This is a genomic window from Burkholderia sp. COPS (assembly GCF_019425585.1).
GTDB lineage: Bacteria > Pseudomonadota > Gammaproteobacteria > Burkholderiales > Burkholderiaceae > Burkholderia > Burkholderia cepacia.
In genome coordinates this window covers 1-26025 of sequence record NZ_WIXR01000090.1, presented here as the reverse complement: position 1 = coordinate 26025, position 26025 = coordinate 1, and the positions used below count along the sequence as shown (strand labels likewise).

Sequence of the window (26025 nt, the reverse complement as noted above, 5' to 3'; positions counted from 1 at the left end):
TGCGCTCGAACAGCGGCACGCCCAGTTCGGCCTCGAGCTGGAACACCTGTTGGCTCACGGCCGGCTGGGTGGAGCCGAGCTCGCGCGCGGCGGCCGTGAAGCTCGCGAGCCGGGCCGCCGATTCGAACGCGCGCAGCGCCTGCATCGACGGTAACGGTTCGGATTTCGACATAAGTCCCTCTAATGGCCCCATAAGGGCCGGACGCCTTCCCGCGCGAATTCGGGCAGGCGATAGTGCATCGGACGGTGCGGCACAGGTGCTTTACAGGCTGCTTCACGCCCCGCTTCGCATTCCGCGCCACGGGTGGCACGCAACGCATTCCGCGATTCTAGCCAGCGCGGCGTGCCCGCGCGGCACTTTCGTCGGGCCGCTTCCGTCATGCCGGACGTCTCGCTGCACGAGCGGCGCGCCGTTCCATTCGAACACCGTTTTCCCCACGACTGCCGATGACGAACCCGACACCCAACATCCTGATCCTGATGGCCGACCAGCTTACGCCGTTCGCGCTGCCGGCCTACGGCAACCGCGTCGCGCGCACGCCGACGTTGGACCGTCTCGCCGCGCAAGGCGTGGTGTTCGATGCCGCCTACTGCGCGAGCCCGCTGTGCGCGCCGTCGCGTTTTTCGCTGCTGACCGGCAAGCTGCCGTCGGGGATCGGCGCCTACGATAACGCCGCCGAATTGCCGGCGCAAACGCTGACGTTCGCGCACTACCTGCGCGCGGGCGGCTACCGGACGATGCTGTCCGGCAAGATGCACTTCTGCGGGCCCGACCAGTTGCACGGCTTCGAGGAGCGGCTCACGACCGACATCTATCCGGCCGATTTCGGCTGGGTGCCCGACTGGGACAGCCCGGCGGAGCGGCCGAGCTGGTATCACAACATGAGTTCGGTACTCGACGCGGGCCCGTGCGTGCGCACCAACCAGCTCGACTTCGACGACGAAGTGACGTTCGCCGCGAAGCAGAAGCTGTACGACGTCGCGCGCGAGCGGGCGGCCGGGCACGATGCGCGGCCGTTCTGCATGGTCGTGTCGCTGACCCATCCGCACGACCCGTATGCGATCACGCGCGAATACTGGGATCTCTATCGCGACGACGAGATCGACCTGCCGGCCGTGCGCCTCGACGCGGCGGAAAGCGATCCGCATTCGCAGCGGCTGCGCTTCGTCTGCGAGAACGACCGGACGCCGCCCACCGACGCACAGATCCGCGCCGCACGTCGCGCGTACTACGGTGCAACCTCGTATGTCGACACGCAGTTCGGCAGTGTGCTGGCCGCGCTCGAACAGTGCGGATTCGCCGACGACACGATCGTGATCGTCACGTCCGACCACGGCGACATGCTCGGCGAACGCGGGCTCTGGTACAAGATGACATTCTTCGAGGGCGGCTGCCGCGTGCCGCTGATCGTGCACGCGCCGGGGCGCTTCGGCGCCGCGCGCGTGCGCGGGCCGGTGTCGCACGTCGACCTGCTGCCGACGCTCGTCGACCTGGCCGGCGCCGCCCCCGCCGGCGGCTGGCCGGACCCCGTCGACGGGGCAAGCCTCGTACCGCACCTGAACGGCACGCCGGCGCACGATGTTGCGCTCGGCGAATACCTCGCGGAAGGTGCGGTCGCGCCGGTCGTGATGATCCGCAGCGGCGACTGGAAGTACGTACATTGCCCGGCCGATCCCGACCAGCTCTATCACCTCGGCGACGACCCGCGCGAGCTGACGAACCTCGCCGGCACGCCGGAAGCCGCGGACGTGCTGGCCGCGTTCCGTGCGCAAGCCGCGCAGCGCTGGAACCTGCCCGAACTGGACCGCCAGGTGCGTGCGAGCCAGCGGCGCCGGCGTTTCCATTACGCGGCGACGACGCAGGGCCGCGTCCACGCGTGGGACTGGCAGCCGTTCACCGACGCGAGCCAGCGCTACATGCGCAATCACATCGAACTCGACACGCTCGAGGCGATGGCGCGCTTTCCGCGCATCGGGCGTTGAGCGCCCCGCATCGCGATCATTGAAGAACGACGGAGGAAGTGAACCATGAAACGGCAACGCAATGCAGCAATCCGAAGGATCGGCGCGGCGCTCGCCGCCGCCGCGTGCGTGGCGGCGACGCAGCCTGCGCGCGCGGCCGACCCGCAGACGTGCGGCGACGTGAAGATGGCGGCGCCCGGCTGGACCGACATCGATGCGACGAATGCGATGGCGGGCGTCGTGCTGAAGGCGCTCGGCTATCGGCAGGACGTGGCGAACCTGTCGGTGCCGATCACGTACCAGGGGCTCAAGAAAGGGCAGGTCGACGTGTTCCTCGGCAACTGGATGCCCGCGCAGGCGCCGCTCGTGAAGCCGTTCGTCGACGAGAAGTCGATCGACGTGCTGCACGCGAACCTGAGCGGCGCGAAGTTCACGCTCGCGGTGCCCGACTACGTGGCCGCTGCGGGCGTGCGTACGTTCGCCGATCTCGCGCGCTACGCCGACCGCTTCGGCGGCAAGATCTACGGGATCGAGCCTGGCGCGCCCGCGAACCAGAACATCAAGCGGATGCTCGCCGACCGCGCGCTCGGCGCGGCAAACTGGTCGCTCGTCGAATCGAGCGAGACGGGCATGCTCACGCAGGTCGAGCGCGCGGTGCGCGACAAGCGGTGGATCGTGTTCCTGGCCTGGGAGCCGCATCTGATGAACACGAAGTTCCACCTGACCTACCTGTCGGGCGGCGATGCGTATTTCGGCCCGAACTACGGCGGCGCGACCGTCAACACGGTTACGCGCGCCGGGTTCGCCGGCCAGTGCGCGAACCTGGCGCGGCTGTTCCGGCAGATGACGTTCTCCGTCGACGTCGAGAACCGGATGATCGCCGACATGCTCGACCACAAGACGTCGCCCGCGCTCGCGGCGCAGCGTGCGCTGAAATCCGACCCGGCGCTGGTTGCCGGCTGGCTGGACGGCGTGACGACGGCGGCCGGCGCACCGGGCCTGCCGGCCGTGCGCGCGGCCCTCGACGGGCGCTGATTCCCTCCTTCCGGGCGGCCGGTTTTTACCGGGCCGCCCGTCTACGTGTTTTCCCGAGCGGGTCGCATCGTGACCATTTGGTGTCGCCTTCAGACGGGTGACGCGAAATATGGGTTTGTATTTTTCGCCAATGGCTGCGTTATTGCGGAAAACGAAATGCCGAAGCCAGCGGGCGTACCGAATTCGAATCCACCGGCGCATCGCGGCACGCGCTGGGACGAGATTCTTTCCATCGAACGGTTCAGGGAGGGTGGTCGACAATGAAGCACACCAAAGTTGCCGTAGCCGCCGCGCTTGCATGCGCGGCCTGCGTGCCCGCCATCGGGCATGCGCAGAGCAGTGTGACGCTGTACGGGATTCTCGACGCAGGCATCACGTACGTGAACAACACGGGCGGCTCGCACGTGGTCAAGTTCGACGACGGCGTCGCGTACGGGAACCGTTTCGGCCTGAAGGGCACGGAAGACCTCGGCGGCGGCCTGAAGGCCGTGTTCACCCTCGAGAGCGGCTTCCGCCTCGGCACCGGGCAGCTCGGCTTCGGCGGCGCCGAATTCGGCCGGCAGGCGTATGTCGGCCTGCAGAACGACTGGGGCACGCTGTCGTTCGGCAACCAGCTCGACATCACGAACGAACTCGTGTCGATCTACAACATCTCCGCGTGGGGCAGCGGTTATGCGATCCACCAGGGCGACTTCGACCGCTTCAACGGCGACCGCCTGCCGAATTCGGTGAAGTTCCTGTCGAACGACCTCAGCGGCTTCAAGTTCGGCGCGATGTACTCGTTCGGCAACGTCGCCGGCAACTTCCACCGCAACAGCGCGTGGAGCGCGGGCGCGAGCTTCACGAAGGGCGACTTCTCGATCGGCGCCGCGTACACGCGCCTGAACAACCCGAACGGCATCTATGCGTTCGACCCGTACGCGATGATCGGCACGCACACGTTCCTCGGCCAGCAGACGGTGACCGTCGATCCGGCGACCGGCGCACGCACCGACCTGTTCGCGAACACGCCGATGGACGTCGACAGCCAGGGCACGTTCGGCATCGGCTCGAGCTACACGATCGGCAAGCTGACGCTCGACGCCAACTTCTCGTACACGACGATCAAGGGTTTCGGCCAGTCGTCGCACATGCAGGTGTATGAAGGCGGCGGCCTGTACCAGTTCACGCCGGCGCTGAGCCTGATCGCGGGCTACCAGCACACGCGCTTCGAAGGCCATCACTGGAACCAGGGCACGGCGGGCCTGCATTACCTGCTGTCGAAGCGTACCGACGTGTATATCTCCGGCGATTACCTGCGCGCGTCGCAAGGCGTCGATGCGGTGGTCGGCTACAGCTTCACGCCGTCGACGACGCAGACGCAGGCCGACGTGCGGATCGGGATGCGGCATTCGTTCTGAGCGGGGTGGTGTGAGGTTGTGACGTCTTCAGCGAGGTCTCTCTTTGGCGCGAACCGAGGTTCGCGCTTTTTTTTTTGCCTGACGGGAGTGAGCGGGCACGAGGGCCGTCCGGTCAAGGCCCGCTGCCGGGCCGCCGCACCGGGATCGTCGCCGGGCGACTGCCCGACGGTATTGACCGGTGCCGTCTATAGACGCTAGCATCGTCCCCATGCTTGATCGCGCCCATTTCCTCTCGTCGCTGCTCCGCGCATGTTGTCAGAACGTGCCAGGGGGAAGTTGCGTCCAGCGAACTCGCTGAACATTCAAGCAATCGCCTTCCGGCCGCCTGTGATGCAAGACAGGCGGCCTTTTTGTTTTTGGGCCGACACCTTCGGACGGAGAAACTCGATGCCGCTTGCGCTGTATGACACCTGGTCGCGTACCGTACGCCCGTTCACGCCAATCCGGGCCGGGCAGGTCGGCATGTACTGCTGCGGCCCCACGGTCTACGACGACGCCCACATCGGCAACCTGAGAACCTACGTGTTCGAGGATCTCCTGCGCCGCGTACTGGTGCGCAACGGATACGAGGTGCGGCACGTCGTCAACATCACCGACGTCGGCCACCTGACTTCGGATGCGGACGAAGGCGAAGACAAGATGGAAAAGGGCAGCCGCCGCACCGGCGAATCGGCGTGGGCCATCGCCCGGCGCTACACCGACGCTTTCGTGCGGGACTGGCGCGCGCTCCACCTGCTCGAGCCGACGGTCTGGTGCCGCGCCACGGATCACATCGCCGAACAGATCGCGTTCATCGAAACGCTCGACCGGGGCGGCTACGTCTATCGCACGGACGACGGCCTCTACTTCGACACCAGTCGGCAGGACGACTACGGGTATCTCGCGCGGCTCGACCGCGCGGGGTTGCAGGCGGGCAAGCGGGTCGCGCTGGGCGACAAGCGGAGCATCACGGATTTTGCGTTGTGGAAGTTCAGCCCGGCCGGCGTCAAGCGGCAGATGGAATGGGACAGCCCGTGGGGGCGCGGCTTTCCGGGCTGGCATATCGAATGCTCGGCGATGTCGGCGAAGTATCTCGGGACGTGGTTCGATATCCATTGCGGCGGCGAGGATCATATCGCCGTGCACCACAGCAACGAGATCGCGCAGACGCGGGCGGCCCACGGCACGAACCTCGCGAATTACTGGATGCACGGGCACTTCCTGACGCTCGATGCCGATGCGAAGATGTCGAAGTCGAGCGGCGATTTCGTTCGTCTTCAGACCTTGCAGAGCCGGAATATCGACCCGCTCGCGTACCGTTACCTGTGCCTGACGGCCCATTACCGGAGCAAGCTGCATTTCACGTGGGCGTCGCTCGATGCCGCGCACACCGCGCTGAACCGGCTTCGGCACCTGTATGCCGGCTGGCCGGACGGGGGGCGCGTCGATGCGGATTTCGCCGCGCGATTCGACGCCGAAGTGAACGAGGACCTGAATCTGCCCAGGGCGCTCGCGGTGCTCTGGGATCTGGTCAGGAGCAACCTGCCACCCGCAACGCTGAAAGCGACTGTGGACAGCTTCGACACCGTGCTGGGCCTCGGTTTGCGCGCATGGAGGCCGGTTGCACCCGACATTCCGGAACACGTTCGCGGGCTGCTCGCCGAACGCGAGCGCGCGAGAGCGGACAAGGACTGGGTGCAGGCCGACCGGATACGGGAAGCGTTGGGCGCGCAGGGCTGGCGAGTCGAGGACACCCCGGAAGGTCAACGCCTGTTCGGCATCGCCGGCGGCGCGGCCGACGAGGGCGTTCCGCCCCGGTGAAGCCCGCGGCCGCCAGCATCGGAAGATCCCGTGCCCGGGCCGCCATCCGGCGGCCGCGATCGACGCGTCCGCCGGATGCGTTGCCCCCCGCGTCCGCACGACGTTGCCGGCCACGTCCCCGGCCCGTTTTGCGCGCTTGGCATATCATCGCGATTTCGCCGCGTCCGCACCGTTGTCGCGCGCATGCGTCGGCGTGCGCCGTCGCTTTCCCGAACGGTGCCGGCGTGCCGCGCCGACCGCCGAGACCTCGATGACCGACTCCGTGCCCGATCCCAGTCCCTTATCCCCGTTGCCCGCCAACCTGTTCCGTCACGCACCGTTCCAGCGCTTCTGGGGCACGCGCGTGATGTCTTCCCTGGCTTTCCAGATCCTGTCGGTTGCAATCGGGTGGTACGTCTACGCGCTCACGCACAGCGCGTTCGCACTCGGTCTCGTGGGCCTCGCGCAGTTCGTGCCGATGTTCGCGCTGACGCTCGTCGTCGGGCAGGTGGCCGACCGCTACGACCGCCGGCGCATCGCGACGATCTGCCAGGCCGTCGAGGCGCTGGCCGCCGGCGTGTTCCTGCTCGGCGCCGCGCAAGGATGGCTGGCCGCGCCGGCCGTGTATGCGCTCGCGGCGATCGTCGGCACGGCCCGCGCGTTCGAGTCGCCGTCGGTGTCGTCGCTGCTGCCGGCCGTCGTGCCGCGCAGCGACCTGCCGCGCGCGACCGCGTTGTCGACCTCGGCGAACCAGGCCGCGCAGATTCTCGGGCCCGCGTTCGGCGGGCTGCTGTATGGCGTCGGCGCGCCCGTCGCGTTCGGCACGAGCGTCGTCGCGTTCGCGGTCGCGGCGGTGTTGAGCGGCACGATTCCGCTGCGCGGTGCGCCGCCCGCGCGCGAACCCGTGACGCTCCGTTCGGTGTTTTCAGGCATCGCATTCATCCGGCGCGAACCGGCGATCCTCGGCGCGCTGTCGCTCGATCTGTTCGCGGTGCTGTTCGGCGGCGCGACCGCGCTGCTGCCGATCTACGCGCGCGACATCCTGCAGGTCGGGCCGTGGGGGCTCGGCGCGTTGCGCGCGGCGCCGGCGGTCGGCGCACTCGCGGGCACGCTGTGGCTCACGCGCTTTCCGCTCAAGGGGCGGCCCGGCCGTGCGATGTTCGGCGGCGTGATCGCGTTCGGCATCGCGACGATCGTGTTCGGGCTGTCGAGGAATTTCGTGTTGTCGCTCGTCGCGCTGGCGGTGCTCGGCGCATCGGACGTGGTGAGCGTCGTCGTGCGCCTGTCGCTCGTGCAGCTGCGCACGCCCGACGACATGCTCGGCCGTGTGAGTGCCGTCAACTCGCTGTTCATCGGCACGTCGAATCAACTCGGCGAATTCGAATCGGGTGTGACGGCTGCATGGTGGGGCGCGCCGGCCGCGATCGTCGTCGGCGGTGCGGCGACGATCGCCGTCGCGCTCACGTGGATGCGGCTGTTCCCGCAGCTCACGACGATGAAGTCGCTCGAGCGCGACGCGTGACGGGCGTCACGCGTCCTGCGTCACGCGCACGGCCGTGCCGTAGCAGATGACTTCCGTGACACCCGCGCCGATCTCGGTCGAGTCGTAGCGCATCGCGACGATCGCATTCGCGCCGAGCTTGCCTGCGTCGGCGAGCATCTTGTCGAAGGCCTGCTGGCGGGCTTTTTCGCACAGCGACGTGTACAGCGTGATGTTGCCGCCGAAGATCGTCTGCAGCGATGCGCCGAACGAACCGACGATCGAGCGCGAGCGCACGACGATGCCCTGGACGACGCCGAGCGAGCGAACGGTCGTGTGGCCGGGCAGGTCGAACGCGGTCGTGACACGGGCGGGCGACAGGTCGTCGATGGAGCGGGAGAAATCGATCATGGCGGGAAGCGTGTAGCGAAGTGGTCGAACGGGGATTCTATCCGGACGACGCGGCGTACTGGGTTCGACGGCGGGTCGGCGCCGCGACCACGGAGAACGCTTCGCGACGCAAGCGTATGCAAACCGCGAGCATACGCTTCCGTCATTTCCGGACGAACAGCCCGGCCGCACGCCGTCAGCGCTTCACGGTCGCACTGCCGTTGCCGCCGAGGTCGACCGCATAAGCCAGCGCCAGCTTGCCGAACTTCAATGCATGGTTCGCCTGCCGATCCGAATTCTCCAGCGTGTCGTTCACGGTATGGATATACGGACTGTCGTTCTGATCGGCCTCGAACGGGAACGACGCCGGATACCCTTGCGCATTCCACGACGCATGATCCGAGCACGCATACCCGCACTGCGACGTGCCGATCGCGAGTTCCGGCAGGTAGGTCTTCGCCAGATTCGTCAGGTAGGTGTTCTGCGACGCGTTCGTGTAGTCGGTGATCAGGTAGATGTCCTTCGGGTCGCCCTTGTAGTTCGTCATGTCGAGCTGCAGCACGCCGACCACGTTCACGTTTTGCGCACGAAACTGCTTCGCGATCGCCTTCGAGCCGAGCAGGCCGGCTTCCTCGGCCGCGTATCCGACGAACTTGATCGTCCGCTTCGGCCGATAGTTGTTCGCCAGCAGCACGCGCAGCGCTTCGGTGAGGCTGGCGATGCCCGACGCATCGTCGTCCGCGCCGGGCGAGCGCGTGTTTTCCGTCGTGCGCCCGACCGTCGAATCGAGGTGGCCGCCCAGCACGACGGTGCCCGCGGCCGGATCGCTGCCGCGGATCGTCAGGATCACGGATTTCTGCGGAAAGCCCGTGTGCGTGAACTGCTCGACGGTGATGTCGGCGCGCGAACCGGCCAGCTGCTTCCACTGCAGCGCGAGCCAGTCCGACGCGGCGACGCCGTGCGACGTCGTGTAGTAGCGGTTCGTGAAGCCGGACAGCGACGTGATCGTACCGACGATGTTGCTGGCCTGCAGCTGCTGGATCCACGTGCCGATCTGCGGTGCGTTCGAAACCTGGTACGTGGAAGCCGCGGCCTGCTTCGCGAGCGGCGTCGGCAACGGCTGCAGTGCCTGGCGCGCGTCGTCGAACGAGTCGTGCACGACGTAGCCGGGCCCGTGGCCGCGCGTATGGTGGACGGCGTGGGCCAGCTCGCCGAGCCGCGAATCGTCGATCTCGACGACGTGTACGGTCTCGCGGCGCGACGCGCCGTCGGCCGCCTTGCCGGCGTCGAGCGTCGTGCTGTATTGCGCGTTGGCGCTCGCGTCGATGCGTTGCAACTGGCGGAACGCCGCGTCGCCGAGCGTGATCCACACCGGCGTCGCGTGCGCGGCGGCGGTCAGCAGCATGCCGCCCAGCGCGGCGCTCAGGCGGGTGAGTTTCAGAGTAGGCATGTTCGATCTCGTGAGGATGGCGATGTCGATGAAGGGGGCGCGTCACAGGTCGTGCGATGCGCCCCCGCCTGCTGCGGAATTACGACTTCTTCGGTACGGTCACGCCGTACGTGCAACTCTGGTTGTACGCATTGCCGATCGCGGTGAGCTGCGCGTTGCTGTAGCCGAGCGCGGACGCCGCCGTCAGCACCGCCTGCGCGGCGGCTTTCTGGTTGGTCGAGCTGTTGGTCATCGACAGCCCCTTCAGGAACGCCTTGTCCATCGCCTGCGCGCCGATCGCGTCGCGCGCGACGAGGTTGCACGAGGCCCAGTACTGGCCGGCCGTATGGATCTCCGCGCCGCGTGCCTGCGCATAGGTGCGCCCGACGTTCCAGTTGGTCACGCGGCCGCCCCAGAACTCGTTGTGGCCGTCCCAGTTGTAGACCCAGTGGTACTGCGCATCCGACGGGCTCCACTGGTTGAAGTCGCGGCTGTACGCGGCGGCGAGATAGTCGCCGGTGCCTTCCGACAACCCCTCCTGCTGCGACAGGCCGCCGTTCGTCACCCAGTCGTGGATGCCGTGGCCGAGTTCGTGGATCACGACGTCCGCATCCTCCGCGTCGTCGACGCCGCCTTGCCCGAAGGTCAGCCGGCCGCTGCTCGACGAGTACGACGAGTTGTCGTCGCCCGATTCGCCGTGCGGGTCGTACTGCACGCCGCCCGTGTACTGGTACGGCAGCGCCTTGATGCCGAGCGTCTGGTTCACGTAACGGAGGAACGTGTCGATGTGGTAGTACGCGTTCACCGCCTCGAAATACAGGTTGCCGCGCGTGAATTCGAATGCGGGGGTCGACTGCACGGGACACGCGTTGTCGCGCGGCGCGTCGAAATCGACGCATGCCGCATACGGGCCCGACAATGAATAACGCGCACCCGACTGCGCGAGATCCTTCAGCGTCACGCGCACGCGCGCGGCGGTGAGTTGCGACGAATCGGCGTCGTTGCTGTCCTTGTAGCCCGTGCTGCCGTAGCTGCTTTTGGTCGGCGACAGCGGGTCGGGCCGGAACACGAAACCCGTGCCGTCGGTCGCGTAGAACGCCTTGTCCTCGGCGCGCAGCACTTCGCCGCTGCCCGAGTCGATCAGCAGTTCCCAGTCGCCTTTCGGGCCGTCGTTCGGGCGGCCGCGCACTTTCCACGCGGTATGCGTGCCGGCCTTGTCGACGAAGGCGACGAGCTGCGCATCCTGGTTCGTGAAGCCGCTCACGCCGAGATACGCGCGTGCGCGGTCGAGCGCCTGCTGCTGGTCGACGGCCTGCGCCTTGCCCGACTTCGCGACCACGCCGTTGATCGTGTTGCTCGCGACGTACAGGATGCGGCCGTCCTTCGCGACCGTCACCGCGATATCGCTGCCGTACACGGGCAATCCGGCTGCCTGCTGCTGCAGGCGCACGACGGTGAACTCGGCGTCGCTGCGCTCCGACGTGACGACGAGGCTCGCGAGCGCGGTCGCGTCGAGCCCGAGTTGCGCGGCCTGCGACGCGACGAAGTCGCGCGCGGTGGCGGTGGGCGTCGCGGCGGCCTTCTTCGCGCGATAGGCGGGGTTGTACAGCGTGACCGCCACGCCGTCCGCGCGGAACTGCCCGGCGGCCGTGTCCGCCTTGGCGGCCGGCGGCGCAACGCCGCGTGTCAGGCTTTCGCGCAGGCTCGTTGCTTGCGGATTCGAGACTTTCGTATCGGCCGCGGTGCCGCCGACGATGCCGAAACCGAGCGCGAGACCCAGGGCGAGCGGCAGTGCTTTGCGTGATGTCTGCATACGTGATCCTCATCTCAACGGTTGGACACGCCCGCGCGTTCGTGGCGCGCAGGCACGACACGGCCCGCGCGCCGGCTCGATCGAGCCGGTGCGGCGAAGCGGTGTGGGGAGCGTCGACTGACTAAGGAAACCTAAATGTCAGGTCGAAAAGAAACTGGCGGGATTGGACGGCGAGAAGCAGGAGGACGCGCGCGCGAAGCGGCGAACGAAGAATCGAACGGCAGGCAGGTGCGGCGACGGCGAATCGAGCATCGTCATGTCATACCCCTCGGATCGAATCGATATCGGTGGCAGCCTGCCGAGATGCGGCATGCAAGTCGTTAGGCTGCCTATCTAACTTTTTTTGGTATGTTACAGAATATTTTCAACGACATTCCAGTTTATTTTCGATGACCTCTTCAGTCCGTCGATCAATCGTCGGCATTGTTCAGCGAGCGGCGGGAAACGCTGCCGGAACGCGCAATTCCGCGCGGGATTGTGCTTGAAACCTGCGACGATCAGCGCGTCGCGCGACGGTCGCTGCGCGGGCTCAGGCCGAATCGCGCGCGATACGTGCGCGAGAAATGCGACGGCGATTCGAACCCGCACGCGACGCACACCGACGTGATGCTCATGTCGGTCTGCTGCAGCAGTTCACGCGCGCGATCGAGCCGCAGGTTCAGGTAGAAATGCGTCGGCGTGTCGTTCAGCGTCGCGCTGAACAGCCGTTCGAGCTGGCGCCGCGTGATCGACACCTCCTGCGCGAGCGCATCGGAGCCGAGCGGGTTTTCCATGTGCCGCTGCATCGTGCCGATCACCTGGATCAGCTTGCGGTTGTGCACGCCGTAGCGCGCGGCGATCTCGAGCCGCTGGCTGTCCGAGCGCTGCCGGATCCGGCTGACCACGAACTGCTCGGAGATCGCCGCCGCGAGATCGGCACCGTGCCGCCGCCCGATCAGGTCGAGCATCATGTCGATCGACGCGGTGCCGCCCGCGCACGTGATGCACCGGTCGTCGATCTCGAACAGCTCCTGCGTCGCGTTCAGGCCGGGGTAGCGTTCCCGGAACGCGGCCAGTGCTTCCCAGTGCAGCGTGAGCGGCTGCGACGCGTCGAACAGCCCGGCTTCCGCGAGCACGAAGCTGCCCGTGTCGATGCCGCCGAGCGTTGCACCATGACGGTGCTGGCGGCGCAGCCAGTCGCCGATCGCACGCGTGTAGCACACGAGCGGATCGAAGCCCGCGACGACGAACACCGTATCGACCGTTTCGACCTCCGCGCACGCGGCTTCGGCGGCGACCGGAATGCCGTTGCTCGCGGCGACGGGCGCGCCGTCGGCGCTGATCACGTGCCAGCGATAGAGCTCCGTGCGAAAGCGGTTCGCGACGCGCAGCGGTTCGACCGCGGACATGAAGCCGAGCGCGGAAAAGCCGGGCAGCAGCAGGAAGTGGAAATCCTCGGGCATCGGGGCAGGCAATGGAATCCGGTGGTCGTCGCGTGTCGCGCGAGGCGGCGAACGGTCAGCCGGAGATTATCGCGGGTTTTGCGCGGCCTCAGCGCGTTTTTGTGCCGCGCGCGGAACGGCGCGCGGTGGTCGACGGCAACTCGCCGAACTGCGCCTTGTAGGCGTTCGCGAAATGCCCGAGATGGATGAAGCCCCAGCGTGCGGCCGCGTCGCTGATCGGCAGGTCGGCCTGCCGCGTGTCGAGCAGCATCCGCCGCACTTGCGACAGGCGCAGCGATCGCACGTAATGCAACGGGCTGGTCTGCACGACCGACTGGAAACTGTTCTGCATCGTGCGCCGGCTCACGCGCAATTGCGTGCACAGGCTCAGCACGTCGACCGGTGCCTCGGGATGGTCGATCACGTAGTCGTGCACGCGGCGCACGATGTCGGCGCGGCATGCATGCGTGAGACGGTTCGGCGGCTCGGGAATCCGGTACGTGAGGAGATCGACTAGCACGTTGCCGATCTCGCCGCGCAGTTCGCGCTGCGCGCGTGCGTCGCGGAAGGTATCGGGTGCCGACAATACACGCTCGAGGTGCGTCGCGATCTGCACGCTCGCGCGCATCAGCACCGCGGTGGGCATGTCGACGACGCCGCGCCGCAACGTGACTTCGTCAAGGCGGACGTCGGCCGCATCCTCGATCTGCTGCAGCAGTTCGCCACTGGCGACGACACCGATCAGCGACATGTCGTCGGGCGAATGCAGCTCGAACGGGGTGCCGCCGCGCGCCAGCACCATCGTGCCGCGTTCGATGCGCGCACCGCCGAATGCGAACGCACCCGCGCCGGTGAGCGGCATGCCGAACACCGTCTGGTCGTGCGGCAACCTTCCGCGCTGGATGATGCGAACGTTGGCGGCCTCCTGGAACAGCTGCACGCTGTCCAGCACCGCATGCTTGACCGCGCTGCGATACGCGCCGGAGCCGATCTGGTCGTAGCGCTGGTTCCAGCCGCGCAGCGCCTCGGCATGCCGGTCCGCGTTGTCGAACCTCTCGTGAAACACGAACACAGCGCCTCCAGGTGCGTCGATCAGGACCGCGCAAGATTAAACCGACCGCGCGGTCGGCGCAATAAGGGGCAGCGCTATTCCGGGCGCATCTGCCAGAGGGTCGGAAGCCTTCGGCCGGCATGCCTTTCAGGCGGTTTTCCAATATCCCGAATCGGCACGCACGCGGTGCCGGTCCGGGTGCTGACCGGATTTATTGTCGAACTACAGTCGCCCCACGTTACGTGATTCCCCAACTGGAGGCGACATGAGGACAAGGCGACGAACCGCGGTGCTCGCGGCGACGCTGGCGTTCGCGGCGGCATGGGCCGGCGGCGCGAATGCGACGGAAAAGCCGGAAGAACTGGTCGTGCAGAAGATGCCGCCCTGGCATCCGCACGAGGTCTATATCGTCGACATCTCGATGCCGTCGATGACCGACGGACGCATCTACGTGTACGACGCCGATGCGAAGAAACTGCTCGGCCAGATCGACGGCGGCTTCGGCCCGGGCCTCGCGATCTCGCCGGACCGCAAGACGAGCTTCGTCGCGACGACGTACTTTTCGCGCGGCTCGCACGGCACGCGCACCGACGTCGTCGAGATCACCGACAACACGACGCTCGATCATGCGGGCGAGATCGTGATTCCGGCGAAGCATGCGCAGCACGTGCCGTCGCCGTACAACACCGCGCTCAGCGCGGACGGCAAGCGGCTGTACGTCGCGAACATCACGCCGGCCGCATCGGTGACGGTGATCGACGCGGTCTCGAAGAAAGTGCTGTCGGAGATCGACACGGCGGCCTGCGTGCTCGCGTATCCGTCGGGCAACGACCGCTTCACGGCGCTGTGCGAAAGCGGCAAGGCGCTGACCGTCACGCTCGACGCGAACGGCAAGGAAACGAAGCGCACGATGTCGGATGCGTTCATCGACGTCGACAAGGATCCGGCGTTCGTGAACGCGTCGCGCTACAAGGGCGACTATCTGTTTACGACCTACGGCGGCAACGTGCGCAGCGCGGATTTCAGCGGCGACAAGCCCGCGTTCGGCGAGCCGTGGCCGCTGCTGACGGACGCCGAACGCGCCGAAGGCTGGCGCCCGGGCGGCATGCAGCAGACGGCCGTGCAGGTGAAGCAGAACCGCTACTACGTGCTGATGCACAAGGGTACCGACGGCTCGCACAAGGACCCCGGCACGCAGGTGTGGGTGTTCGACCTGAAGTCGAAGCAGCGTGTCGCGCGCTGGGATCTCGCGCAGCAGAAGATCGATCCCCTCGTGTCGATCCAGGTCAGCGAGGACGACAAGCCGCTGTTCTACGGGCTGACGGCGACCTCCGACCTTGTCGTGATGGATGCGCGCACGGGCAAGCTGCAGAACGTCGAGAAGCAGATCGGCAATACGTCGTCGCTGCTCGTCAACCCGTGAGGCCGCGATGACGCTCGATCCCGTACTTGCCACCAGCGCGCAGGCCGGCGCTGCCGTCGTCGTGCTGCTCGGCGCCTTCGCGAAGATGCGCCGTCCCGCCGCGTTCAGCCAGGCACTCGCCGGCTACCGGCTGCTGCCCGACGCGCTGACCGCGCCCGTCGCGTTCGCGATTCCGCTCGCGGAAGCCGTCGGCGCGGCGGCACTGCTGTTTCCCGATACGCGCACGGCCGGCGCGATCGGCCTGATCGCGCTGCTCGTCGCCTTCGCGGCGGCAATCGCGATCAATCTGCTGCGCGGCCACACCGACATCGACTGCGGCTGTTCCGGCTTCGCGGCCGCGCGAGCGGATGCGCCGCGCGGCATCGGCTGGCTGCACGTCGGTCGCGCGCTGCTGCTCGCCGCGTTGGCCGCGACCGCGCTCGTCGAGCCGGGCGCGCGCGCGGTCGTGTGGTTCGACTACCTGACGCTGTTCTTCTCCGTGCTGCTGATCGTCTGCGCGCTGCTCACCGTCGACGTGCTGCTCGCCAACGTACCGCGCCTTTCCCATCTGAGGAATTCATGATGCAAACCGCTCTCACCGTTTCCACCGCCCTGCTGTGGGTGGCCGTCCTCGCGCTCGGCGCGATCTGTCTCGCGCTCGTGCGCCAGATCGGCATCCTGTACGAACGCATCATGCCGGCCGGCGCATTGATGATCGACAAGGGGCCGGCGGTCGGCGCGATCGCGCCGGCGTTCGAACTGACCGACATTCGCGGCTCGCAGGTGAAGGTCGGCGGCATCGATGCGTCGGGCAAGGCGACGCTGCTGTTCTTCCTGTCGCCGACGTGCCCTGTCTGCAAGAAGCTGCTGCCGCTGCTGCCGTCGCTGCAGGCGAGCGAATCGACGCCGGTGAACATCGTGCTCGCGAGCGACGGCGATATCGACGAACACACGCGCTTCGCGCGCAAGCACGACCTCGGGCGCTTCCCGTACGTGCTGTCGCAGGAGCTCGGCCTCGCGTACCAGATCGGCAAGCTGCCGTACGCGGTGCTGCTCGACGAAACCGGCACGGTGCGTGCGAAGGGCCTCGTCAATACGCGCGAGCATCTCGAGAGCCTGTTCGAGGCGAAGGAGCGCGGCGTCGCATCGCTGCAGCAGTTCGTGCACGGCGATCACAGCCACGACGCGCACGCGCAGCACGCATGACCGGCCGACCCTCTTTCAACGTCAAGGGAGAACAACGACATGGGCCTGTTTGATTCATGGTTCGAGCGGTCGGCGCGCGGCGTCGCGCAGCACAGTTCGCGGCGCAGCGCGATGGCGAAGCTCGGCAAGGTGCTGGTGGGATCGGCGATGCTGCCGCTGCTGCCCGTCGATCGCACCGCGTATGCGGCCGACGCGGTGTCGGGCGCATCCGGTGCCGCCGCGTCGGGGGCGAGCGACGACCCGATGAGCTGCGACTACTGGAAATACTGCGCGATCGACGGCTGGCTGTGCAGTTGCTGCGGCGGCACGTCGAGCAGTTGCCCGCCGGGCACGACGCCTTCGCCGATCACGTGGATCGGCACCTGCCGCAATCCGCACGACGGTTCGGACTACATCGTGTCGTACAACGACTGCTGCGGCAAGACGTCGTGCGGCAAGTGCTTCTGCAACCGCAACGAGCGCGAGAAGCCGCTGTACAAGCTGTCGTTGAACAACGACATCAACTGGTGCATGGCGAACGGCAATTCGAATTACCACTGTTCGGTTTCGGTTCTGTTGGGGGCGGCGAAGCAATGAAAGTGACGCAAGCAGGAAAGATCGCAGTCGCATGCATGACGGCCGTGGCAGCCTTCGCGTTGCCAGGCGCCGCCGGCGCGCAGGAAGCCGTGCATTACCCAGCCGGCAAGAGCCTGTTCGACGCGCAGTGCGCGGTGTGCCACCAGGCGGGCGGGAAAGGGCAGGACGGCCTCGCGCCGCCGCTGACCGAGTATCCGGGCAAGTATGCGACGGCCGAGGCGGGGCGTGCGCAGCTGGTCGCGACACTGCTGCACGGGATGTTCGGCGAGATCAAGGTGCACGACAAGAGCTACAACTTCAAGATGCCGTCGTTTGCGAGCGCCAGCGACGACGATATCGCGCACGTGCTCAACTACGTCGTGTTCGATCTCAACGCGCAGCACGGCGATGCGAAGCCGTTCACGGCGGCCGACATCCGCGCGGCGCGCGCGAAGGCGATGGACGGCACGGCTGTTCACGCGCAACGCGACGTCGTCATCAAGGGGCTCGGCCTGTGAAGGTTGCCCGTGCATCCCGCGTTTGCGACGTCGCGCCGTGCACGCGGTGCGCGGCGGCATCGTGGCTCGGCCACCTGTCGCGCCGCCTGTCGTCGCTGCTGATGCTTGCCGGGGCGGTCGTCGGCCTGACCGCGGTACCCGCGCATGCGGAAGGCACGGCTGACGCGGCGCTCGCGCGGCAGCACTGGGTGCTCAACTGCATGGGCTGCCACACGGCCACGGGCGGCGGTATCGCCGGCAAGGTGCCGCCGCTCGCGAACTCGCTCGGCTATTTCACGCATTTGCCGGCCGGGCGCGAGTACGTGATGCGCGTGCCCGGCGCATCGAACTCGGCCCTGTCGGACCAGGACCTGGCCGACGTGCTCAACTGGGTACTCACGACCATGAACCGCGACGCGCTGCCGCGCGACTTCAAGCCCTATACGGCCGCCGAAGTCGCCGCGCACCGCCGTCCTGCCTATTCCGACGTCGCGACCGTGCGCGCCGGCCTCGTTCGCGCGTTGCAGGCACGCGGGGTCGACGGCGTCGTGGATCGCTACTGACCGACCGATTCAGGAAATCGAGGAAAAACGAAGATGGAGACGAACCAGAACTTTCCGCTGCTCGACGCCACACGCGCGTTTCTCGCGAAGCCGAAGAAGATGCTGATCGGCGCCGAGTGGATCGACGCTGCGTCGGGCCGCCGGCTCGACGTCGTGAATCCGGCCGACGGCACCGTGCTCGCACGTGTGCCCGAGGCGGACGAGCACGACGTGCAACAGGCCGTCGCGGCCGCGCGGCGCGCATTCGATGCGGGGCCGTGGCGCACCGCGAAGACCACCGACCGCGAACGTCTGCTGCTGGCGCTCGCCGACCTGATCGAAGCGAATGCGCGCGAGCTGGCCGAGATCGAGTCGCTCGACAACGGCAAGCCCGTGATGGTGGCGCAGGGGCTCGATGTCGCGATGGCCGCGCAGTGCTTCCGCTACATGGCCGGCTGGGCGACGAAGATCGAAGGCAGCGTGATCGACGCGGGCATGCCGTACATGCCCGACAGCGAGATCTTCACCTACACGCGCAAGGAGCCGGTCGGTGTGGTCGGCGCGATCATTCCGTGGAATTTCCCGCTGCTGATGGCGGCGTGGAAGCTCGCGCCCGCGCTGGCCACGGGCTGCACCGTGGTGTTGAAACCCGCGGAAGATACGCCGCTGAGTGCGTTGCGCCTCGGCGAGCTAATCCAGGCGGCCGGTTTCCCGGACGGCGTCGTCAATATCGTCACCGGCTACGGTCATACGGCCGGCGCCGCGCTGTCGCGCGATCCGCGCATCGACAAGATCGCGTTCACGGGCTCGACGCAGACGGGCAAGACGATCGGCCACGCGGCGCTCGACAACATGACGCGGATGTCGCTGGAACTCGGCGGCAAGTCGCCGGTGATCGTGCTGCCCGACGTCGATCCGGACAAGGCCGCGCTCGGTGTGGCGAACGCGATCTTCTTCAACCAGGGGCAGGTGTGCACGGCCGGGTCGCGCGCATACATCCACGCGAAGGTGTTCGACGACGTGATCGGGCGCGTCGCGAAGATCGCCGCGAGCCTGAAGATCGGCCCGGGGATGGATCCGTCGACGCAGATCGGCCCGCTCGTTTCGGCGAAGCAGCGCGAGCGCGTGTGCGGCTATATCGATTCGGGATTCGGCGAGGGCGCACGCGCCGCGGTGGGCGGCCGCGCGATCGACGGCCCGGGCTTCTTCGTCGAGCCGACCGTGCTGGTCGATACGACGCAGGCGATGCGCGTCGTGCGCGAGGAGATCTTCGGGCCGGTGCTCGTCGCGATGCCGTTCGACGACGTCGACACGGCCGTGCAGCTCGCCAACGACACGCCGTACGGCCTCGGCGCGAGCATCTGGTCGAACGACCTTTCCGCGATTCACAAGCTGATCCCGCGCATCGCCGCGGGCACGGTGTGGGTCAACTGCCACTCGCTGCTCGACAACGCGATGCCGTTCGGTGGGATGAAGCAGTCGGGTTTCGGCCGCGAACTCGGTCGCGCGGTGATCGACCAGTACACGGAAAGCAAGTCGGTGATGATGAACTACGCTTGAGGGTAACGACGGGTGCGTGCGTCGCCGTCACGTCGGCCGCGCACGCATGCCGCAGGCGGGTACATCCGGATCGCGGCGACAGGGCCGGGCGCCGGCGGCGGGCTGCGGCCGCGCGCCGATCCCGTTCGGCGCGGGCGTGCTCGAACTGAAGCATCCGCTCGAAGCGGCACCTGGCGGTGCGCAAGTCCAGCCGGCCGGGTCGGAGCACGACGGGAGCACGACGAAGCACGACATCCGATCGCACGAGCGAACGCAACGAACGCCACGAACGCATCACGCACGAACCAGCACCACGCCGAGAATGAGGCAGGCCGCACCGGCCAGGCGGATCGGGCTGGCCGAATGCTGCTGGATGCCGAGCACACCGAAATGATCGAACACGAGCGCGCCGGTCATCTGCCCGACGACGATCAGTGCGAGCGTCGTCGCGGCGCCCAGTCGCGGCACCATCAGGATCGCGATGCCGACGAACACCGCGCCGAAGAATCCGCCGGTCCAGCTGAACCACGATCCCGCCTCGGCGACGGTACCGCTCAGGCGAGGGTGCGGGGACAGGAGCGCGACGGCGAGCATCGCGGCCAGGCCGACGAGGTAGCTGACCGACCCGGCCCACCACGGCGAGCCGAGCTGCGCGCGGAGGTTGGCGTTGAGCACCTGCTGCAACGCCACGCTGATGCCGGCGGCGACGGCCAGCAGATACGACAGGAGAGTAGTCACGAAGAGGGCAGCTCCGGCGATGTGGCCGCGACGGCGGTTCCGGCACGACAGGCTTCCATTCTGGGAAGCGCGACGGTATAACGCAAATATCAAATCTGGCGCTTGTCCATCTCGTTTCGGCATGCCTTCCCTGAGACAAATTCAGTACTTCCTGACCGTGGCCGATCTCGGCGGCTTCACGCCGGCCGCGAGCGCGCTCCACGTCGCGCAGTCGGCGCTGAGCCGGCAGATCGGTCAACTGGAAGACGAACTGGGGTTCCCGCTGTTCGACCGCGAGCCGAGGGGCGTGCGGCTCACGCCGGCCGGTGCGATCTATCGCGATCGCGTCGCGTCGATTCCGGCGACGCTGGCTGCCGCGGCCGAGGAGGGCGCACGGTTGTCGCGCGGTGAAGCGGGTGTATTGCGGCTCCTGCATTCGAGCACCGTTCCCGTCGGCAGCCTGATGCCGGCGCTCGAGCGTTTCATGGGCGCATGCCCGGGTGCGCGGATCGACCTCGACCGCGCGTCGTCCGAGGATCAGGTGCTGGAGATCGCGAACGGCAACGCCGATATCGGGATCGTCCGTGTGCCGGTGCTGCGCCGCGATCCGCGCGTGCGTTTCGTCGAGCTCGCGGCCGAGCGCTTGTGCGTGGCGGTGCCGGCCGATCACCCGCTGGCGGGCCGCCGGCGCACCGCGATCTCGCGGCTGCGGCACGAGCCGTTCGTGTCGGCCGTGCATCGGGAGCGGGGCGGGCTGGCGCGCGTCGTGATCGACCTTTGCCTGAAACGGGGATTCGTGCCCGCGACCGCCCGGATCGTGTCGCCGAAGACGTCGATGCTGAATCTCGTCGCGGCCGGGCAGGGCGTGGCGATCGTGCCGGAGCGGATGGCGAGCCTCGGTATCGACGGAGTCGTTTTCGTGCCGATCTCGGATGACGACGCAAAATCGGCGTGCGCGCTGGTGCTGCCGGTCGAGCCGACGGCGCTGGCGGACGCGTTCGTGCGCGTGATCGCGGCGGGAAGCACGCGGCACGATGCCTGAAGGGCACCCCGTGCGTCGTCCCGCCGGATAAAAAAAACGCCAACCCGTCGAAACGGGCTGGCGTCGTGCTTCCGGTATGGCGACGATCAGAACTGGTTCATCGTGTTGTCCTTGCCTGCCGCCTTCAGCGCTGCTTCGCCGCTGAAGTATTCCTTGTGGTCGTCGCCGATGTCCGAGCCGGACATGTTCTGGTGCTTCACGCAGGCGATGCCCTGACGGATTTCCTTGCGCTGCACGCCGGCCACGTAGCCCAGCATGCCCTGGTCGCCGAAGTATTCCTTGGCCAGGTTGTCGGTCGACAGCGCGGCGGTGTGGTACGTCGGCAGCGTGATCAGGTGGTGGAAGATACCTGCTTCGCGCGATGCGTCCGCCTGGAACGTGCGGATCTTCTCATCGGCCAGCGTGGCCAGTTCCGTCTCGTCGTACTCCACGCTCATCAGTTGCGCACGGTCGTATGCCGACACGTCCTTGCCTGCTGCCTTCATCGCGTCATACGCCTGCTGACGGAAGTTCAGCGTCCAGTTGAACGACGGGCTGTTGTTGTACACCAGCTTCGCGTTCGGGATGACCTTGCGGATCTCGCTGACCATGCCGCCGATCTGCGCGATATGCGGTTTTTCGGTTTCGATCCACAGCAGGTCGGCGCCGTTCTGCAGCGACGTGATGCAGTCGAGCACGCAACGCGCTTCGCCCGTGCCGGCGCGGAACTGGAACAGGTTGCTCGGCAGGCGCTTCGGACGCAGCAGCTTGCCGTCGCGCTTGATGACCACGTCACCGTTGCCCAGCTGGTCGGCCGACAGTTCTTCGCAGTCGAGGAACGCGTTGTACTGGTCGCCCAGGTCGCCCGGCGTATTGGTCACGGCGATCTGCTTGGTCAGGCCGGCGCCCAGCGAGTCGGTACGGGCCACGATGATGCCGTCGTCCACGCCCAGTTCCAGGAACGCGTAGCGGATCGCGCGGATCTTGGCCAGGAAGTCCTCGTGCGGCACGGTGACCTTGCCGTCCTGGTGGCCGCACTGCTTCTCGTCGGACACCTGGTTTTCGATCTGGATACAGCATGCGCCCGCTTCGATGAACTGCTTGGCCAGCAGGTACGTGGCTTCCGCGTTGCCGAAACCGGCGTCGATGTCGGCGATGATCGGCACGACGTGCGTGACGTGGTTGTCGATCTTGTCCTGGATCGCGGCCTTCGCGGCAGCGTCCTTGGCGGCATCGAGTTCGCGGAACAGGCCGCCCAGTTCACGGGCGTCGGCCTGGCGCAGGAACGTGTAGAGCTCGCGAATCAGCGCGCTGACCGAGGTCTTTTCGTGCATCGACTGGTCCGGCAACGGGCCGAACTCGGAGCGCAGCGCGGCGACCATCCAGCCGGACAGGTACAGGTAGCGGCGTTCGGTGCTGTTGAAGTGCTTCTTGATGGAGATCATCTTCTGCTGGCCGATGAAACCGTGCCAGCAACCCAGCGACTGCGTGTACTTGGACGGATCGGCGTCGTAGGCGGCCATGTCGGCACGCATGATCTTCGCGGTGTACTTGGCGATGTCCAGGCCCGTCTTGAACTTGTTCTGGGCACGCATGCGGGCGGCGTACTCGGGGCTGATCGCATTCCACGCGCTGCCGTGGTTTTCCTTCAAACCGGCAACTGCCTTGATGTCGTCTTGATACTGGGCCATGTCAATCTCCTGGGAGCAAAGCGCGTTTGAGTAACTGGTTGAGCGTGCCCGCCACGTCTGTCGCAGCGAACTGCATGGGATAAATAGTAACGCCGCCCGTTGAGCTTTTGGTGATGTCTTATATAAGACATAAGACATTATTTTCTGTTGTTTTTCAACGGGTTACGTTGCTGTTTTTGCGATGCAAAACAAGTTTTCAAGCGGCGAAAACGCGGCGGCGCGGGAAATCGGCGCGGATTCCGCAATACGAAACGCGCTTTCGGCTGCTGGAGGCCGGGCCAGCTTCACATGCGTCCATGACACCCGTTCGTCGGTGCGGCGTGCGCGTGCCGGGTCGGAAGCCGCGCCGGCGCTCCGTTTCGTCCTGGCGGAACCCCAGGGATCGCGCCGCACGTGGACAAACTGAATTCCCCCGCAATACGCGCAAGAACCCCGTCCATCAAGCCTCTCAAGAAACCTAGTGGTTTCCACTCATAGTCGCAAACAGTCAAGAACAGGTCGCCGCCGGTCTTCTCGCGACCAATATGGCTCGTTACTTTTACTCCCACGATGCAGGTCGGCGCACACCCCGCGCACCGGCTGCCACGAGTCCAACAGGGAGGAACCGAACCATGAAGTCGACGAAGATTGCCGCGCTTGCCGCGGCCGTGCTGGCGACCGGCGCGTTCACGCATGCGGCATGGGCCGAAACGGAGGCCGCGACCTGCCGCACCGTGCGTTTCGCGGATATCGGCTGGACCGACATCACGTCGACCACGGCGCTCGCGTCGACCGTGTTCGAGGCGCTCGGCTACAAGCCGACCACGACGATCGCGTCGGTGCCGATCTCGTTCGCCGGCCTGAAGAGCAAGCAGCTCGACGTGTCGCTCGGCTACTGGTGGCCCGTGCAGCAGAAGCAGCTCCAGCCGTTCCTCGACAGCAAGTCGATCAACGTCGTCGAGCCGCCGAACCTGTCCGGCGCGAAGGCGACGCTCGCGGTGCCGAGCTACGAATACCAGGCCGGCCTGAAGACCTTCGAGGACATCGCGAAGCACCGTGCTGAACTCGACGGCAAGATCTACGGGATCGAGCCGGGCAGCAGCGCGAACGCGACGATCCAGAAGATGATCGACACGAACCAGTACGGGCTCGGCGGCTTCAAGCTCGTCGAATCGAGCGAGGCCGGGATGCTGGTGACGGTCGAGCGCGCGATCCGCGAGAAGAAGTGGGTCGTGTTCCTCGGCTGGGAACCGCATCCGATGAACATCCAGCTGAGCATGAACTACCTGTCCGGCGGCGACGCGTCGTTCGGCCCGAACTACGGCGAAGCGCGCGTGTACACGCTGACGGCGCCCGACTTCATCGCGCGCTGCCCGAACGCGGGCAAGCTCGTCACGAACCTGCGCTTCTCGACGCAGCTCGAGAACCAGCTGATGCAGTCGGTGATGAACAAGACGAAGCCGGCCGACGCCGCGAAGGCGTACCTGAAGAAGAACCCGCAGGTGCTCGATCCGTGGCTCGCGGGCGTCAAGACGTTCGACGGCAAGGACGGGCTGCCGGCCGTGAAGGCGTATCTCGGCCTGTGACGGCCCGCGCGCCGCCCGCGGCGCGCCCTGACGAAACACCCGCAATGCGACACAACCCGAGTCAAGCGAGGCAACCAGCATGAACCATGAAGTCATCATCACCTGCGCCGTCACCGGCGCGGGCGATACGGTCGGCAAGCATCCGGCGATTCCGGTCACGCCGAAGGAGATCGCGGCCGCCGCGATCGAGGCCGCGAAGGCCGGCGCGACCGTTGCGCACTGCCACGTGCGCGATCCGCAGACGGGGCGCGGCAGCCGCGACCCGAACCTGTACCGCGAAGTGGTCGACCGTATCCGCTCGGCCGACGTCGACGTGATCATCAACCTGACGGCCGGCATGGGCGGCGATCTCGAGATCGGCCCGGGCGAGGACCCGATGCGTTTCGGCAAGGGCACCGACCTGGTCGGCGGCCTCACGCGCCTCGCGCATGTCGAGGAGCTGCTGCCCGAAATCTGCACGCTCGACTGCGGCACGCTGAATTTCGGCGACGGCGACTACATCTACGTGTCGACGCCCGCGCAATTGCGCGCCGGCGCGAAGCGCATCCAGGAACTCGGCGTGAAGCCGGAGCTGGAAATCTTCGACACGGGCCATCTGTGGTTCGCGAAGCAGTTGCTGAAGGAAGGGCTGCTCGACGATCCGCCGCTGTTCCAGCTGTGCCTCGGCATTCCCTGGGGCGCGCCGGCCGATACGGGCACGATGAAGGCGATGGTCGACAACCTGCCGCCGGGCGCGCACTGGGCGGGCTTCGGGATCGGCCGCATGCAGATGCCGATGGTCGCGCAGGCGATGCTGCTCGGCGGCCACGTGCGCGTCGGCCTCGAAGACAACATCTGGCTCGATCGCGGTGTGCATGCGACCAACGGCACGCTCGTCGAGCGCGCGCGAGAGATCGTCGAACGGCTCGGCGCCCGGGTGCTGACGCCGGCCGAAGGCCGCCGCAAGCTCGGCTTGCCCGCACGGGGCGAGCGTCCGCTCGAACGCCGAGCGGTCGCCGAGTTCGCGTGAGCGGTTGCGCCGACTGACCGACATGACGCGGCGGCACGCCCAGCGCTGCCGCCCACCGATTTCCCCTGATTTGAAGGATGCGTTGACATGGCTGTGAAGACCGACATCAAGACGTTCGCCGCCATCGGCACCGGCGTGATCGGCAGCGGATGGATTTCCCGCGCGCTCGCGCATGGTCTCGACGTGGTCGTCTGGGACCCCGCGCCGGGCGCGGAGGAACGGCTGCGCGCGAACGTCGCGAACGCGTGGCCCGCGCTCGAGCGCGTTGGCCTCGCGCCCGGCGCCGATCCCGCGCGGCTGCGTTTCGTGGAGACGATCGAGGCATGCGTCGCCGATGCCGATTTCATCCAGGAAAGCGCGCCCGAGCGCGAGGCGCTGAAGCTCGAACTGCACGAGCAGATCAGCCGCGCGGCGAAACCCGACGCGATCATCGCGTCGTCGACGTCGGGCCTGCTGCCGACGGATTTCTACGCGCGGGCGACGCATCCGGAGCGCTGCGTGGTCGGCCACCCGTTCAATCC

At 67.0% G+C, this 26025-nt stretch carries 23 protein-coding genes and 1 pseudogene; 16 read left to right on the top strand and 8 right to left on the bottom strand.

What is annotated here, in order from left to right; translation table 11 throughout:
- Window positions 1–172: pseudogene (locus FOZ70_RS38425) on the bottom strand (LysR family transcriptional regulator); the annotation flags it as partial.
- A 275-nt stretch (window positions 173–447) separates the two neighbouring features.
- Between FOZ70_RS38425 and betC the strand changes: the two are divergent.
- From betC to FOZ70_RS37440, 5 genes are all read left to right on the top strand, one after another.
- On the top strand, window positions 448–1983 hold the full coding sequence (gene betC, locus FOZ70_RS37460; protein ID WP_059862040.1) for a choline-sulfatase: 1536 nt from the start codon (window positions 448–450) through the stop codon (window positions 1981–1983).
- Between the two features lie 45 nt (window positions 1984–2028).
- Window positions 2029–2997, top strand: a complete 969-nt coding sequence (gene choX / locus FOZ70_RS37455) for a choline ABC transporter substrate-binding protein (protein WP_219707889.1) — start codon at window positions 2029–2031, stop codon at window positions 2995–2997.
- Between the two features lie 260 nt (window positions 2998–3257).
- The gene (locus FOZ70_RS37450) at window positions 3258–4397 is read left to right on the top strand and encodes a porin (protein ID WP_021161478.1); all 1140 of its coding nucleotides are present in this window, start codon (window positions 3258–3260) and stop codon (window positions 4395–4397) included.
- Between the two features lie 387 nt (window positions 4398–4784).
- Window positions 4785–6197 (top strand): cysteine--tRNA ligase, encoded by a 1413-nt coding sequence (gene cysS, locus FOZ70_RS37445; RefSeq protein WP_059862039.1) that lies wholly within the window; start codon window positions 4785–4787, stop codon window positions 6195–6197.
- A 250-nt stretch (window positions 6198–6447) separates the two neighbouring features.
- Entirely contained in the window at window positions 6448–7698 is a 1251-nt protein-coding gene (locus tag FOZ70_RS37440; protein ID WP_219707888.1) for an MFS transporter, read from the top strand.
- 6 nt (window positions 7699–7704) lie between these two features.
- Here the strand turns inward: FOZ70_RS37440 and FOZ70_RS37435 are convergent, their stop codons facing one another.
- From FOZ70_RS37435 to FOZ70_RS37415, 5 genes are all read right to left on the bottom strand, one after another.
- Complete coding sequence (locus tag FOZ70_RS37435) at window positions 7705–8067, bottom strand: YbjQ family protein (RefSeq protein ID WP_219707887.1); 363 nt, start codon at window positions 8065–8067, stop codon at window positions 7705–7707.
- Window positions 8068–8242: 175 nt separating this feature from the next.
- Window positions 8243–9496 (bottom strand): M20/M25/M40 family metallo-hydrolase, encoded by a 1254-nt coding sequence (locus tag FOZ70_RS37430; RefSeq protein WP_219707886.1) that lies wholly within the window; start codon window positions 9494–9496, stop codon window positions 8243–8245.
- Window positions 9497–9575: 79 nt separating this feature from the next.
- Window positions 9576–11288, bottom strand: a complete 1713-nt coding sequence (locus FOZ70_RS37425) for a M36 family metallopeptidase (protein WP_124626196.1) — start codon at window positions 11286–11288, stop codon at window positions 9576–9578.
- 497 nt (window positions 11289–11785) lie between these two features.
- Window positions 11786–12730 (bottom strand): GlxA family transcriptional regulator, encoded by a 945-nt coding sequence (locus FOZ70_RS37420; RefSeq protein WP_060344271.1) that lies wholly within the window; start codon window positions 12728–12730, stop codon window positions 11786–11788.
- An 88-nt stretch (window positions 12731–12818) separates the two neighbouring features.
- Entirely contained in the window at window positions 12819–13781 is a 963-nt protein-coding gene (locus FOZ70_RS37415; protein WP_219707885.1) for a helix-turn-helix domain-containing protein, read from the bottom strand.
- Between the two features lie 244 nt (window positions 13782–14025).
- On the opposite strand from FOZ70_RS37415, the gene FOZ70_RS37410 reads away from it, so the two are divergent.
- From FOZ70_RS37410 to FOZ70_RS37380, 7 genes are all read left to right on the top strand, one after another.
- Entirely contained in the window at window positions 14026–15183 is a 1158-nt protein-coding gene (locus FOZ70_RS37410) for an amine dehydrogenase large subunit (RefSeq protein ID WP_219707884.1), read from the top strand.
- A 7-nt stretch (window positions 15184–15190) separates the two neighbouring features.
- A complete protein-coding gene (locus tag FOZ70_RS37405; RefSeq protein WP_048024826.1) occupies window positions 15191–15745 on the top strand; it encodes a MauE/DoxX family redox-associated membrane protein in 555 nt (184 codons plus the stop codon).
- Window positions 15742–16368, top strand: a complete 627-nt coding sequence (mauD, locus tag FOZ70_RS37400; protein ID WP_021161465.1) for a methylamine dehydrogenase accessory protein MauD — start codon at window positions 15742–15744, stop codon at window positions 16366–16368. Before FOZ70_RS37405 ends, mauD begins: the two co-directional genes overlap by 4 nt.
- Before the next feature lie 39 nt (window positions 16369–16407).
- Complete coding sequence (locus tag FOZ70_RS37395) at window positions 16408–16944, top strand: methylamine dehydrogenase light chain (RefSeq protein ID WP_219707883.1); 537 nt, start codon at window positions 16408–16410, stop codon at window positions 16942–16944.
- Window positions 16941–17441 (top strand): cytochrome c, encoded by a 501-nt coding sequence (locus FOZ70_RS37390; RefSeq protein WP_059494882.1) that lies wholly within the window; start codon window positions 16941–16943, stop codon window positions 17439–17441. Before FOZ70_RS37395 ends, FOZ70_RS37390 begins: the two co-directional genes overlap by 4 nt.
- Before the next feature lie 101 nt (window positions 17442–17542).
- The gene (locus FOZ70_RS37385) at window positions 17543–17983 is read left to right on the top strand and encodes a cytochrome c (protein ID WP_258025849.1); all 441 of its coding nucleotides are present in this window, start codon (window positions 17543–17545) and stop codon (window positions 17981–17983) included.
- A 33-nt stretch (window positions 17984–18016) separates the two neighbouring features.
- Window positions 18017–19522: an aldehyde dehydrogenase family protein gene (locus tag FOZ70_RS37380; protein WP_219707881.1), complete on the top strand. Its 1506-nt coding sequence runs from the start codon at window positions 18017–18019 to the stop codon at window positions 19520–19522.
- 273 nt (window positions 19523–19795) lie between these two features.
- On the opposite strand, the gene FOZ70_RS37375 is transcribed toward FOZ70_RS37380, so the two are convergent.
- Window positions 19796–20239: a DMT family transporter gene (locus FOZ70_RS37375; RefSeq protein ID WP_059489488.1), complete on the bottom strand. Its 444-nt coding sequence runs from the start codon at window positions 20237–20239 to the stop codon at window positions 19796–19798.
- A gap of 121 nt (window positions 20240–20360) precedes the next feature.
- Here FOZ70_RS37375 and FOZ70_RS37370 point away from each other — a divergent pair, with 121 nt between their 5' ends.
- Entirely contained in the window at window positions 20361–21260 is a 900-nt protein-coding gene (locus FOZ70_RS37370; RefSeq protein WP_219707880.1) for a LysR substrate-binding domain-containing protein, read from the top strand.
- Between the two features lie 86 nt (window positions 21261–21346).
- Here FOZ70_RS37370 and FOZ70_RS37365 read toward each other — a convergent pair whose 3' ends face one another.
- Window positions 21347–22930 (bottom strand): isocitrate lyase, encoded by a 1584-nt coding sequence (locus tag FOZ70_RS37365; protein ID WP_021161457.1) that lies wholly within the window; start codon window positions 22928–22930, stop codon window positions 21347–21349.
- Window positions 22931–23541: 611 nt separating this feature from the next.
- Here FOZ70_RS37365 and FOZ70_RS37360 point away from each other — a divergent pair.
- The 3 genes from FOZ70_RS37360 to FOZ70_RS37350 all read left to right on the top strand — a co-directional run.
- A complete protein-coding gene (locus FOZ70_RS37360; RefSeq protein WP_021161455.1) occupies window positions 23542–24495 on the top strand; it encodes a choline ABC transporter substrate-binding protein in 954 nt (317 codons plus the stop codon).
- Between the two features lie 79 nt (window positions 24496–24574).
- Window positions 24575–25504: a 3-keto-5-aminohexanoate cleavage protein gene (locus FOZ70_RS37355; RefSeq protein WP_021161454.1), complete on the top strand. Its 930-nt coding sequence runs from the start codon at window positions 24575–24577 to the stop codon at window positions 25502–25504.
- Between the two features lie 87 nt (window positions 25505–25591).
- The coding region (locus tag FOZ70_RS37350) for a 3-hydroxyacyl-CoA dehydrogenase NAD-binding domain-containing protein (protein ID WP_258025847.1) at window positions 25592–26025 on the top strand (434 nt) is incomplete at its 3' end.